Annotated in this window: 13 protein-coding genes; 12 read left to right on the top strand and 1 reads right to left on the bottom strand. The window is 45.6% G+C overall.

Annotated elements, in window-relative coordinates; all coding sequences use genetic code 11:
* Positions 1-31 precede the first annotated feature (31 nt).
* The 12 genes from coaBC to spoVM all read left to right on the top strand — a co-directional run bounded on the left by coaBC (position 32) and on the right by spoVM (position 12,729).
* Positions 32-1,252 (top strand): bifunctional phosphopantothenoylcysteine decarboxylase/phosphopantothenate--cysteine ligase CoaBC, encoded by a 1,221-nt coding sequence (coaBC, locus tag NSS75_RS08750; RefSeq protein WP_024121356.1) that lies wholly within the window; start codon positions 32-34, stop codon positions 1,250-1,252.
* Positions 1,249-3,666 carry a primosomal protein N' gene (gene priA / locus NSS75_RS08755; RefSeq protein ID WP_024121357.1) on the top strand — a complete coding sequence of 806 codons (2,418 nt, stop codon included), beginning with the start codon at positions 1,249-1,251 and terminating at the stop codon, positions 3,664-3,666. Before coaBC ends, priA begins: the two co-directional genes overlap by 4 nt.
* A gap of 26 nt (positions 3,667-3,692) precedes the next feature.
* Complete coding sequence (gene def / locus NSS75_RS08760; protein ID WP_024121358.1) at positions 3,693-4,175, top strand: peptide deformylase; 483 nt, start codon at positions 3,693-3,695, stop codon at positions 4,173-4,175.
* 4 nt (positions 4,176-4,179) lie between these two features.
* Positions 4,180-5,133 (top strand): methionyl-tRNA formyltransferase, encoded by a 954-nt coding sequence (fmt, locus tag NSS75_RS08765; RefSeq protein ID WP_024121359.1) that lies wholly within the window; start codon positions 4,180-4,182, stop codon positions 5,131-5,133.
* The gene (gene rsmB, locus NSS75_RS08770; protein ID WP_024121360.1) at positions 5,120-6,463 is read left to right on the top strand and encodes a 16S rRNA (cytosine(967)-C(5))-methyltransferase RsmB; all 1,344 of its coding nucleotides are present in this window, start codon (positions 5,120-5,122) and stop codon (positions 6,461-6,463) included. Before fmt ends, rsmB begins: the two co-directional genes overlap by 14 nt.
* 3 nt (positions 6,464-6,466) lie before the next feature.
* Complete coding sequence (rlmN, locus tag NSS75_RS08775) at positions 6,467-7,558, top strand: 23S rRNA (adenine(2503)-C(2))-methyltransferase RlmN (protein ID WP_024121361.1); 1,092 nt, start codon at positions 6,467-6,469, stop codon at positions 7,556-7,558.
* Positions 7,559-7,564: 6 nt separating this feature from the next.
* Positions 7,565-8,329 carry a protein-serine/threonine phosphatase PrpC gene (gene prpC, locus NSS75_RS08780; RefSeq protein ID WP_024121362.1) on the top strand — a complete coding sequence of 255 codons (765 nt, stop codon included), beginning with the start codon at positions 7,565-7,567 and terminating at the stop codon, positions 8,327-8,329.
* Positions 8,323-10,272, top strand: coding sequence for a Stk1 family PASTA domain-containing Ser/Thr kinase (gene pknB, locus NSS75_RS08785; protein WP_339237022.1), 1,950 nt, complete (start codon positions 8,323-8,325; stop codon positions 10,270-10,272). The genes prpC and pknB overlap by 7 nt, the downstream gene beginning before the upstream one ends.
* Before the next feature lie 14 nt (positions 10,273-10,286).
* Positions 10,287-11,189, top strand: a complete 903-nt coding sequence (rsgA, locus tag NSS75_RS08790; protein WP_024121364.1) for a ribosome small subunit-dependent GTPase A — start codon at positions 10,287-10,289, stop codon at positions 11,187-11,189.
* Between the two features lie 3 nt (positions 11,190-11,192).
* Entirely contained in the window at positions 11,193-11,846 is a 654-nt protein-coding gene (gene rpe / locus NSS75_RS08795) for a ribulose-phosphate 3-epimerase (RefSeq protein WP_024121365.1), read from the top strand.
* A 74-nt stretch (positions 11,847-11,920) separates the two neighbouring features.
* Positions 11,921-12,565, top strand: coding sequence for a thiamine diphosphokinase (locus NSS75_RS08800; protein ID WP_316961226.1), 645 nt, complete (start codon positions 11,921-11,923; stop codon positions 12,563-12,565).
* An 83-nt stretch (positions 12,566-12,648) separates the two neighbouring features.
* On the top strand, positions 12,649-12,729 hold the full coding sequence (gene spoVM / locus NSS75_RS08805; protein WP_003221545.1) for a stage V sporulation protein SpoVM: 81 nt from the start codon (positions 12,649-12,651) through the stop codon (positions 12,727-12,729).
* A gap of 71 nt (positions 12,730-12,800) precedes the next feature.
* Here the strand turns inward: spoVM and rpmB are convergent, their stop codons facing one another.
* Positions 12,801-12,989 (bottom strand): 50S ribosomal protein L28, encoded by a 189-nt coding sequence (gene rpmB, locus NSS75_RS08810; RefSeq protein ID WP_003221548.1) that lies wholly within the window; start codon positions 12,987-12,989, stop codon positions 12,801-12,803.
* Positions 12,990-13,195: the final 206 nt, after the last annotated feature.

The raw sequence follows: 13,195 nt of genomic DNA on the forward strand, positions 1-13,195 counted from the left end.
GCTGTTTTAAATTGCAGAGGGGGAGAAGTCATTGCTGAACAATCGAAATGTGTTACTTTGCGTGAGCGGAGGCATCGCTGTTTATAAAGCCTGTGCGCTGACAAGCAAGCTGGTGCAGGCAGGGGCAAATGTTAAAGTCATTATGACTGAATCTGCGTGCCAGTTCGTTTCACCGCTGACATTTCAGGCATTGAGCCGCCATGAAGTATATACAGATACATTTAAAGAACAAAATCCAAACGTCATCTCTCATATAGACGCAGCTGACTGGGCCGACCTGATTATTGTTGCGCCGGCTACGGCCAATGTGATTGGAAAACTGGCCAACGGCATTGCTGATGATATGCTGACAACAACCTTATTAGCGGCAACAGCGCCGGTATGGATTGCGCCCGCCATGAATGTGCATATGTATGACCATCCGGCAGTCAAACGCAATATTTCTGTCCTTTATCAGGATGGTTTTCGTTTTATTGAACCGAGCGAGGGCTATTTAGCATGCGGTTACGTTGGAAAAGGAAGATTGGAAGAACCCGAAAACATCGTGAAGCTTGCGGCAAAGCATTTTGCAGAAGAAAAAGACGCGCCTTTAGAAGGCAAACAAGTGGTGATCACAGCAGGCCCGACACGGGAGGCAGTTGATCCTGTGCGTTTTTTCACGAATAAATCGACGGGTAAAATGGGATACGCATTAGCTGAGGCTGCGGTGCGGCTTGGTGCAAACGTGACCTTGATCTCAGGGCCGGTTTCTCTTGATGTCCCTAAAGGGCTTTCTCAGTTTATCCCTGTCCAATCGGCTGCGGACATGCGCGATGCGGTGCTCTCTGTGTATGAGAGAAGCGACGTCGTCATAAAAACAGCTGCTGTTGCCGATTTTACGCCAAAAACAGTATTTGACCAAAAAATGAAAAAACAAGACGGCGGAATGACCCTTGAATTAAAAAGAACAGTCGACATCTTAAAAGAATTGGGCGAGAAAAAACAGCATCAGCTGTTAGTCGGTTTTGCTGCTGAGACACAAGATGTGGAACATTACGCCCGCAAAAAGCTTTCTGCCAAAAATCTTGACATGATTGTGGCGAATGATGTGAAAGCGGCAGGGGCCGGTTTTGGTGCTGATACGAATATTGTGACGCTCTTTTTCAAAGGCGGGCGCAAACGCGAGCTGCCGAAGATGTCTAAGCTCGATGTTTCGTTTGACATTCTTGGAGAAGTCGCAGCCCTCTTAAAACAAACCGGAGAGCACTCATGAATTTTGCCGAAGTCATCGTTGATGTCAGCACCAAAAATATAGACAGGCCGTTTGATTACAAAATCCCAGACCATCTTAAAGGTATGATCAAAACGGGAATGAGGGTCATTGTTCCGTTTGGCCCCCGTAAAATTCAAGGGTTTGTGACAGCTGTCAAAGATACGTCTGATCTCTCAGGTAAATCTGTCAAAGAAGTGGAGGATTTATTAGATCTTACGCCTGTTTTGACAGAAGAGCTGATGAATTTGTCTTCATGGCTGTCAGACAAAACGCTGTCTTTTAAGATTACGGCGCTTCAAGCGATGCTGCCTGCCGCATTAAAGGCAAAATATGAAAAAGAGCTGAAGATTGCGGAAGGTGCGGACATCCCGCCGCAGGTAGAACGGCTGTTTTCTGAAACAAAGAGCTTGCTGTATTCCGATATACCTGATCACGATACGCTGAAAATCATCCAGAAGCAGGTTCAAAAAGGCCATATCGATGTAACTTATAAGGTGGCGCAAAAAGCGAACAAAAAAATGGTCAGGTATATTCAGGCCAATGCCGGTAAAGAAGAGCTCTCCAAGCAGGCTGAGGGTTTATCCCGACAAGCGGCCAAACAGCAGGCGATCCTGCACTTTTTCATGACGGAACCGGAAGGCACGAAAATACCTGCTGCGGACCTGTGCAAAAAAACAGACGCAAGCTCAGCCACCATCAAGACCCTGATCCAAAAGGGGCTTCTGAAAGAAACCTATGAAGAGGTTTACAGAGATCCCTATCAGGACAAAATGTTCAAAAAAACAGAACCGCTGCCGCTGACAGACGAGCAGAGCGCGGCCTTTCAGCCGATACGCCGGACGTTAGATAACAATGAACATCAAGTGTTTCTCCTGCATGGGGTGACAGGAAGCGGCAAAACGGAAATTTATCTCCAGTCGATTGAAAAAGTGCTTGCGAAAGGAAAAGAAGCCATTGTACTTGTACCGGAAATATCGTTAACGCCGCAAATGGTTCATCGCTTTAAAGGGCGCTTCGGCTCTCAGGTAGCCGTGATGCACAGCGGGTTATCCACTGGTGAAAAGTATGACGAGTGGCGCAAAATCCACCGCAAGGAAGTACGGCTTGTCGTTGGCGCGAGGTCCGCTATTTTTGCCCCGTTTGAAAATCTCGGGATGATTATCATCGATGAGGAGCATGAATCGTCCTATAAACAAGAGGAAATGCCGCGATACCATGCGAAAGAAGTAGCGATCAAGCGGGCGGAGCACCATCGCTGTCCGGTTGTATTAGGTAGTGCTACACCGACGTTAGAGTCATATGCACGGGCGCAAAAAGGAGTGTACGAGCTGCTTTCGCTGAAACACCGCGTCAATCACCAAGTGATGCCTGAGGTTTCGCTTGTGGATATGAGAGAGGAGCTCAGAAACGGCAATCGCTCTATGTTTTCAATAGAATTGATGGAAAAGCTTGAAGAAACCATTGCCAAGGGTGAACAGGCTGTGCTGTTTTTAAATAAAAGGGGCTATTCCTCCTTTGTGATGTGCAGGGACTGCGGATATGTCCCGCAATGCCCTCACTGCGACATTTCCATGACGTATCACCGTTCCGGCCAGAGGATGAAATGCCATTATTGCGGACATGAAGAGCCTGTTCCGCATACTTGTCCTGAATGCGGGAGCGATCATATCCGTTTTTTCGGAACGGGAACACAAAGAGTGGAAGAAGAATTAACAAAGGTGCTGCCACATGCAAGAGTCATACGGATGGATGTTGATACGACCTCTCGGAAAGGTGCCCATGAAAAATTATTGTCTGCTTTCGGAGAAGGCAAAGCAGATATTCTTCTTGGAACGCAAATGATTGCGAAAGGGCTTGATTTTCCGAATGTGACACTTGTCGGAGTCTTAAGCGCTGACACAACACTGCACATTCCTGATTTCAGATCTGCCGAAAAAACGTTTCAGCTGCTAACACAAGTCAGCGGCCGCGCGGGAAGACATGAAAAACCCGGCAATGTCATCATTCAAACGTACACACCGTCCCATTACAGCATCCAGCTGACGAAAACGCATGATTATGAAACGTTTTATCAGCATGAAATGGCGCACAGGAGGGAGCAATCCTACCCGCCGTATTACTATTTGGCTCTTGTGACGGTTTCTCACGAGGAAGTGGCAAAAGCGGCTGTAACCGCTGAGAAAATCGCACACTTTCTGAAAGCAAACTGCGGGGCAGATACGAAAATACTTGGTCCAAGCGCATCGCCGATCGCCAGGATCAAAGATAGATATCGTTATCAATGCGTGATAAAATACAAACAGGAAACCCAGATATCAGCTTTATTGAAGAAGATACTGGAACATTATAAACGCGAAATTGAACAAAAACATGTAATGATTTCAATTGATATGAATCCTTATATGATGATGTAAGATCTCACGTCTTGGAGGGTAATGAATTGGCAGTAAAAAAGGTCGTCACACATCCCGCGGAGGTTTTGGAAACGCCCGCGGAAACCGTTACTGTTTTTGATAAAAAGCTAAAAAAACTGCTAGATGATATGTACGATACCATGCTCGAAATGGATGGAGTCGGACTGGCAGCGCCGCAGATCGGTATTTTAAAAAGAGCGGCTGTTGTTGATATCGGAGAAGAAAGCGGCAGAATTGACCTTGTGAATCCGGAAATTCTTGAACAAAGTGGCGAGCAAACCGGAGTTGAAGGATGCTTGAGTTTTCCCGGCGTCTACGGAGATGTCACGCGTGCCGATTATGTGAAAGTGCGGGCGTATAACCGTCAGGGAAAACCGTTTATTCTTGAAGCAAGGGGCTTTTTCGCGAGAGCCGTGCAGCATGAAATGGACCACTTGGACGGCGTGCTGTTCACATCAAAAATAAGCAAATATTATACAGAAGATGAACTAGCGGATATGGAAGGATGATTTGATGACGAGAATCGTGTTTATGGGAACACCCGATTTTTCAGTTCCTGTTTTAAGAACCCTGATAGATGACGGATATGAAGTAGTGGGGGTCGTCACGCAGCCTGACCGTCCGAAGGGCAGAAAAAAAGTGCTCACGCCTCCGCCTGTAAAGGAAGAAGCTTTACGTCACGGCATCCCGGTTCTTCAGCCTGAGAAAGTCAGACTGACAGAAGAAATAGAAAAGGTGCTGGCGTTACAACCGGATCTTATTGTGACGGCAGCGTTTGGGCAAATTCTGCCTAAAGAGCTACTCGACAGCCCTAAGTACGGATGCATTAATGTTCATGCGTCTCTGTTGCCTGAACTGAGAGGCGGGGCCCCTATCCATTATTCCATTCTCCAAGGAAAGAAAAAAACCGGAGTTACCATTATGTACATGGTGGAAAAATTAGATGCAGGCGATATGATTTCAAAAGTGGAAGTAGACATTGAAGAAACCGACAATGTCGGAACCCTGCACGATAAATTAAGCGTTGCTGGCGCGAAGCTTCTGTCTGAAACAGTTCCTCAAGTTATAGCCGGCGACATATCACCTGAAAAGCAGGATGACGAGAAAGCGACGTATGCGCCAAACATTAAAAGAGAACAAGAGCTGATTGACTGGTCCAGAGCAGGAGAAGAGCTTTATAATCAAGTTCGAGGTTTAAACCCATGGCCTGTTGCCTATACGACTTTAAATGGACAAAACCTGAAAGTGTGGGCGGCCAAGAAAACAGCGGCGCCGGCAAAAGCCGAGCCCGGCACAGTCATTGCTATTGAAAAAGAAGGAATTATCGTGGCCACAGGAAACGATACGGCACTGTTATTAACAGAGCTGCAGCCTGCCGGCAAAAAACGCATGCGAGGCGAAGACTTCGTCCGTGGCGCTCATGTTGAGACAGGTGATATGTTAGGAGTGCACAATGAAAACAAATAGCGTTCGTGATATTGCGCTGGAGGCGCTGGTCAAATTAGAACAAAATCAGGCATACAGTAACCTGCTTTTGAAATCGGTTATTAAATCCAATAAACTGAGCGATCAGGACCGGGGGCTTTTGACTGAACTAGTGTACGGTACATTGCAAAACAAAATCGCGCTGGATTATATGCTCAAGCCGTTTATCAACAAGCCGCAAAAGGTGAAGCCGTGGGTTATCCAGCTTCTCCGCCTGTCCCTATATCAAATGGAATATTTAGAAAAAATCCCGGACCGGGCAGTCATCCATGAAGCGGTAGAGATTGCTAAAAACCGCGGGCATAAAGGCATTGCCTCATTTGTCAACGGCGTGCTTCGCTCTATTCAGCGCGAAGGAGTCCCTTCCTTTGACGCCATCGAAGATCCTGTTCTCCGGCTTGCGACAGAAACAAGCCATCCCGAATGGCTCGTGAAAGAGTGGGCAGACGCATACGGATTTGATGCGGCTGAAAAGATTTGCCGCATTCATCTCATTCCGCCTAAGCAAACGCTGCGTGTCAATCAAATGAAAACAGACAGAGCGGAGATACTTGATCAAATGGCAGCTGAAGGAATCGAAGCAGAAAAAGGCGATCTCGCCGAGGATGCTGTGAAGCTTGTAAAGGGAACAATCGCCGGAACTCACTTCTTCCAGACCGGTGAAGTGTCCATCCAGGATGAAAGCTCCATGCTGGTTGCCCGGGCCCTTGACCCTAAGCCAGGTGAAACGGTGCTTGATGCGTGCGCGGCGCCGGGCGGAAAGTCAGCCCATATCGCTGAATTAATGGAGAACAAGGGAAGTGTGACATCGCTTGACCTTCACAAACATAAAGTGAAGCTGATCAAAGAAGCGTCAGAACGGCTTGGTCTTTCCATTATTGATGCGAAAACAATGGACGCGAGAAAAGCGGGAGAAACGTTTAAAAGTAAACAGTTTGACCGTATTTTGGTTGACGCTCCATGCTCAGGCTTTGGCGTGATCAGAAGAAAGCCGGATATGAAGTACACCAAAACCCCGAATGACAGCTCCCGGCTTGCTGAAATCCAGCTGTCTATCTTAAGGGAAATTGCGCCATTAGTAAAAAAAGGTGGCACTCTTGTCTACAGTACGTGTACAATGGATCGGACAGAAAATGAAGAAGTTATCCATGCTTTTATACAAGAACATCCTGATTTTGAACCCGATTTGTCTCTTGAAAAGCGGCTGCCCGAAAAGGCGAGACCCTTTGTTCGGGATGGGAGGCTTCAAATCCTTCCGCATTATTTCGGAACAGATGGTTTCTTTATTTGCAGCATGAGAAAGAAGGGATAAGCAATGACAGAACTTAAAAAAACAAAGATCAGAAAAGAATTGCGGACAGAGCGTCCTTCAATTTATTCTTTTGAATTAGACGAAATCAAACAATGGCTGACAGACAACGGAGAGAAACCGTTCCGCGCGGCACAGATTTTTGAATGGCTTTACGAAAAACGAGTATCTTCTTTTGACGAAATGACAAACCTGTCAAAGGATCTGCGTGAGAAATTAAACACTCATTTCGTATTAACGACGCTGAAAACAGCAGTTAAACAAACTTCTCAAGATGGTACGATGAAGTTTTTATTCGAGCTTCACGACGGTTATACAATCGAAACCGTTTTAATGAGACACGAGTATGGTAATTCTGTATGTGTAACGACACAAGTCGGCTGCCGCATTGGCTGCACATTCTGCGCATCAACGCTCGGCGGCTTAAAACGAAATCTTGAAGCGGGCGAAATTGTCGCTCAAGTGGTGAAAGTTCAAAAAGCGCTGGATGAAACGGATGAACGCGTCAGCTCTGTCGTCATCATGGGAATTGGCGAACCATTTGATAACTTTAACGAAATGCTCGCCTTCTTAAAAATCATTAACCATGATAAGGGACTAAATATAGGAGCCCGCCATATTACTGTTTCTACAAGCGGAATCATCCCGAAAATTTACGAATTCGCTGATCAGCAAATGCAGATTAACTTTGCGATTTCTCTGCACGCGCCAAATACAGAAATCAGAAGCCGTTTGATGCCGATTAACAGAGCGTACAAGCTGCCTGATTTAATGGAAGCCGTTAAATATTACATTAATAAAACAGGACGCCGGATCAGCTTTGAATATGGTCTGTTCGGCGGCGTAAATGATCAGGTCGAGCACGCTGAAGAGCTTGCAGACTTGCTGGAAGGCGTAAAATGCCACGTGAACTTGATTCCGGTAAACTATGTGCCTGAACGGGATTACGTCCGCACACCGCGCGAGCAGATTTTTGCTTTTGAGAAAACGCTGAAATCCCGCGGAGTAAATGTCACGATCCGAAGAGAGCAAGGCCATGACATTGACGCAGCCTGCGGTCAGCTTCGCGCGAAGGAGCGTCAAGACGAGACGAGGTGATGAGGGTTGTTAACAGCCTTAAAAACAGATACAGGGAAAATCCGCCAGCATAATGAAGATGATGCGGGTATTTTTAAGGGGAAAGACGATTTTGTATTAGCGGTTGTCGCTGATGGCATGGGCGGCCATCTTGCTGGAGATGTTGCAAGCAAGATGGCTGTGAAAGCCATGGGAGAGAAATGGAATGAGGCAGATACGGTTCCTGCGGCGCCGTCAGAGTGTGAAGAGTGGCTCATTGAACAGATTCTCGCGGTAAACAGTAAGATTTACGATCATGCCCAAGCGCACGAAGAATGCCAAGGCATGGGAACAACCATTGTATGCGCTCTTTTTACAGGCAAAACGGTTTCCGTTGCTCATATAGGCGACAGCAGATGCTATTTGCTTCAGGACGATCTTTTCGTTCAGGTGACAGAGGATCATTCTCTTGTGAATGAACTGGTTCGCACCGGTGAAATCTCCAGAGAAGATGCTGAGCATCATCCGCGCAAAAATGTGCTGACGAAGGCGCTCGGAACAGATCAATCTGTCAGTATTGACGCACGTTCTTTCGAAATTGAACCCGGAGACAAACTCCTTTTATGTTCTGATGGACTGACGAATAAAGTGGAAGTCACTGAATTAAAAGACATCCTGCAAAGCGATTCAGCTCCTCAGGAAAAAGTAAACCTGCTTGTGGACAAAGCCAATGAGAATGGCGGGGAAGACAATATTACAGCAGTTTTGCTTGAGCTTGCTTTACATGTTGAAGAGGGTGAAGATCAGTGCTAATCGGCAAGCGAATCAGCGGGCGTTACCAGATTCTCCGTGCCATAGGCGGCGGGGGAATGGCCAACGTTTATTTAGCTGAGGACATTATTCTTGATCGTGAAGTCGCAATCAAAATCCTGCGGTTTGACTATGTGAATGACAATGAGTTTATCAGGCGTTTCCGAAGAGAAGCCCAATCGGCATCAAGCCTTGATCACCCGAATATTGTCAGCATTTATGATTTGGGCGAGGAAGGTGATATCTACTATATTGTCATGGAATACGTAGAGGGCATGACGCTAAAAGAATACATAACAGCAAATGGGCCGCTTCACCCTAAAGAAGCGCTCAGCATCATGGAGCAAATTGTCTCAGCCATTGCCCATGCCCACCAAAATCATATTGTCCACAGGGATATTAAACCGCATAACATTTTGATCGACCATATGGGCAATATCAAAGTAACGGATTTTGGAATTGCGACTGCACTGACTTCGACAACAATCACCCACACCAATTCTGTGCTGGGCTCAGTCCATTATTTATCCCCCGAACAGGCGCGGGGCGGTCTGGCCACAAAAAAATCAGATATTTATGCACTTGGGATTGTCTTATTTGAGCTGTTAACCGGCCGAATCCCGTTTGATGGAGAATCGGCTGTCAGCATCGCCTTAAAGCATCTTCAGGCTGAAACCCCTTCAGCGAAAAGGTGGAATCCCTCAGTACCCCAAAGCGTTGAAAACATCATATTAAAGGCAACCGCCAAAGATCCTTTTCATCGCTATGAAACTGCTGAAGATATGGAAGAAGATATTCGAACAGCTTTTGACGCGGACAGGCTCAACGAAAAGAAATTTACGATTCAAGATGATGAAGAAATGACGAAAGCGATTCCGATTATTAAGGATGCAGAGCTTGCGAAAGCTTCTAATGAAACCGAAGCTGACATGACATTTCCTCAAGAAAACCAAACGAAGAAAAAAGCTAAGAGAAAAAAATGGCCGTGGATTTTGCTCACCATATGCCTGATTTTTATCACGGCAGGAGTTCTCGCCGTCACTGTTTTTCCTTCTCTTTTTATGCCTAAGGATGTCAAAATACCCGATGTAGCAGGGATGGAATATGAGAAAGCGGCAGATCTTCTAGAAAAAGAAGGCTTGCAGGTAGATTCAGACGTTTTGGAAATCTCAGATGAGAAGATCGAAGAAGGCCTGATGGTCAAAACCGATCCTAAAGCCGAGTCCACTGTTAAAGAAGGAGCAACGGTTACGCTTTATAAGAGTACAGGTAAAGCAAAAAAGCAGATCGGTGATGTGACGGACCAATCAGTCGACAAGGCAAAAAAAGTGTTAAAGGAACAGGGCTTTAAAAATGTAACGGTGGATGAAGTAAATAATGATGAGAAAGACGCCGGCACTGTCATAGACCAGAATCCGTCAGCAGGGACCGAACTTGTGCCGGACGAAGATCAAGTTAAGCTCACAGTCAGCATCGGGCCGGAAGATATTACGCTCAGAGATTTAAAAACATACAGTAAAGAAGCAGCCTCAGGATATCTGGAAGATAACGGGCTCAAGCTGGTGGAAAAAGAAGCGTACTCAGATGACGTTCCGGAAGGACAGGTTGTCAAACAAAAACCGGCAGCGGGAACGGCGCTAAAGCCGGGAAATGAGGTCGAAGTGACATTTTCTCTCGGACCTGAGAAAAAACCGGCGAAAACAGTGAAAGAAAAAGTCAAGATTCCATATGAGCCTGAAAACGAAGGGGACGAGCTGGAGGTGCAAATCGCGATTGACGACGCGGACCACAGCATTTCTGACACTTACGAACATTTTAAGATTAAAGAGCCCGTAGAACGGACGATCGAACTGAAGATTGAACCTGGCCAAAAAGGGTACTATCAAGTGATGGTAAATAATAAAGTCGTCAGCTACAAAACAATTGAGTATCCGAAAGATGAATAACAAGGAGGGAAAATATGCCTGAGGGCAAAATTATTAAAGCGCTTAGCGGCTTTTATTACGTACTGGATGAATCAGAGGATTCAAATAACGGAAAAGTTATACAATGCAGAGGAAGAGGCATTTTCAGAAAAAATAAAATCACCCCTTTGGTCGGTGATTATGTTGTTTATCAAGCTGAAAATAATAAAGAAGGATATCTTCTAGAGATTAAAGAAAGAACCAATGAACTTATCAGGCCGCCGATCTGCAACGTTGATCAAGCGGTGCTTGTTTTCTCGGCGATGCAGCCATCTTTCAGCACAGCATTGCTCGACCGTTTCTTGGTTCTCGTAGAAGCGAATGACATCCAGCCGATTATTTGTATTACAAAAATGGATTTAATTGAAGATCAACATACACAAAAGCTCATTCAAGCGTATGCTGAAGACTACCGGAATATTGGCTATGACGTGTATCTTACCTCTTCAAAGGACCAAGACAGTTTAACGGAGATCATCCCGCATTTCCGCGGCAAAACAACGGTCTTTGCCGGTCAGTCTGGGGTTGGCAAATCCTCGCTTCTCAACGCGATCAGTCCCGAGCTGGGTTTGAGAACAAACGAGATTTCCGAGCATTTAGGCCGCGGGAAGCACACAACCCGCCATGTGGAGCTCATTCACACGTCCGGAGGTCTGGTTGCGGATACGCCGGGTTTCAGCTCTCTTGAGTTTACAGACATAGAAGAAGGAGAGCTGGGCTACACCTTCCCTGACATCAGAGAAAAAAGCGCATCATGCAAATTCAGAGGGTGTTTGCATTTGAAAGAGCCGAAATGTGCAGTCAAACAAGCTGTTGAAGAAGGGGAATTAAAGCAGTACCGCTACGACCATTATGTTGAATTTATTACAGAGATCAAAGACAGAAAGCCGAGGTATTAGATCATGGTAAAGATTGCACCTTCTATTCTTTCAGCTGATTTTGCCGCTTTAGGCAAAGAGATTCAAGATGTAGAAAAAGGCGGAGCCGATTACATTCATGTTGATGTCATGGACGGCCATTTTGTCCCGAATATTACGATTGGGCCGCTGATTGTAGAAGCCATTCGTCCGGTGACGAAACTGCCCCTGGATGTACATTTAATGATTGAAGAGCCGGATCGTTATATCCCGGCTTTCGCAAAAGCTGGAGCAAATATCCTGTCTGTACATGCCGAAGCCTGTCCGCACCTTCACCGGACAATCCAGCTTATGAAAGAGCAGGGTGTAAAAGCTGGCGTTGTCCTGAATCCGCATACACCTGTTCAAGTAATTGAGCATATTTTTGAAGAACTTGATCTCGTACTCTTAATGACGGTGAACCCTGGATTTGGCGGACAGAAATTTATTCATTCTGTTCTTCCGAAAATAAAAGAAGTGAAACGAATGGCAGAGGAAAAAGGGAAACATGATCTGCTAATTGAAGTAGACGGCGGCGTCAACAAAGAAACAGCCCCGCTAGTCATCGAAGCGGGCGCAAATTTACTTGTTGCCGGTTCTGCTGTTTATGGCCAAACTGACCGCGAAAAAGCTATTTCTGAGATAAGAGGAAACAAATAAGCAGCAGGAGAAAGAGCCGGGCGTATTTAGCCCGAGCTCTTTTTCCTGTACCCAGAAGCAGAAAGGAAAAAGAGATGAGAAAAATCAATATCGTTGCGGGAGGCCCAAAAGATTTGATCCCTGACCTGACTGGTTATACGGCTGATCACACGATCTGGGTCGGGGTTGACAAGGGCACAGTCACGCTTTTAGATGCCGGCATCATTCCTGATGAAGCTTTCGGAGATTTTGACAGCATTACGGAGCAGGAACGCCGGCAAATCGAAAAAGCCGCGCCCGCTCTCCATGTGTACCAGGCAGAAAAAGATCAAACTGATTTAGACCTCGCTCTTGATTGGGCCCTCGAAAAGCAGCCGGATATCATTCAAATCTTCGGAATTACGGGAGGCAGAGCAGATCACTTTTTAGGAAATATTCAGCTGCTGTACAGGGGAGTAAAAACAAATTCGAAAATGAAGCTTATAGACAAACAGAATGATATTCAGATGTTCTCTCCAGGTGAATATTCTCTTCTTATCGATCAAAACAAACGGTATATCTCCTTCATCCCATTTACAGAAGAAGTGGATGAGCTGACCCTCATCGGTTTTAAATATCCGCTAAATAAGTGTCATATTACGCTTGGTTCGACACTATGTATTAGTAACGAACTCATTCATTCACGAGGTACTTTTTCGTTTGCGAAAGGCATATTAATAATGATAAGAAGCACGGATTAGCTTCTGCTTTCACTCATTTGTTGAAATTAATGAACCTTAAAGCGATGAACAGGCGGTTACGGGACTTATAGGAGGGGACAAAAATGAAATTTTACACCATTAAATTGCCGAAGTTTTTAGGAGGAATTGTCCGGGCGATGCTGGGCTCATTTAGAAAAGATTAAAGCCCAGGGGTTCAAGCCCCCTTTCACCACATAAAAACGCCTGCCACATATCAGGGCAGGCGTTCATTTTGTTATACACGCTCAACTTTACCGGATTTCAAAGCTCGAGCAGATACATATACTTTTTTAGGTTTTCCGTTCACAAGGATACGAACCTTTTGAAGATTCGCGCCCCAAGTGCGCTTAGAAGCGTTCATTGCGTGAGAACGGTTATTCCCAGCTGTTGTTTTTTTACCTGTGATAACGCATTTACGTGCCATTTGTTTCCCTCCTCACTTGCACAAAACATCTACTTTTTCACTTTCATATGTTCTTAGATGCTTTCGATATGGATACTTTAAATAATTTACCACAGCTAAAAAACGTTTGCAACTATTGTTTCATCATCTTTCAAGAAAATTCACTTGACATCTTGCACAAACAGCGGCGCTATAGTATATGTAAAGAGACGTGCAGCGTTTGTCGC

Origin of the sequence: Bacillus sp. FSL K6-1012 (assembly GCF_037964915.1) — a bacterium.
GTDB lineage: Bacteria > Bacillota > Bacilli > Bacillales > Bacillaceae > Bacillus > Bacillus halotolerans.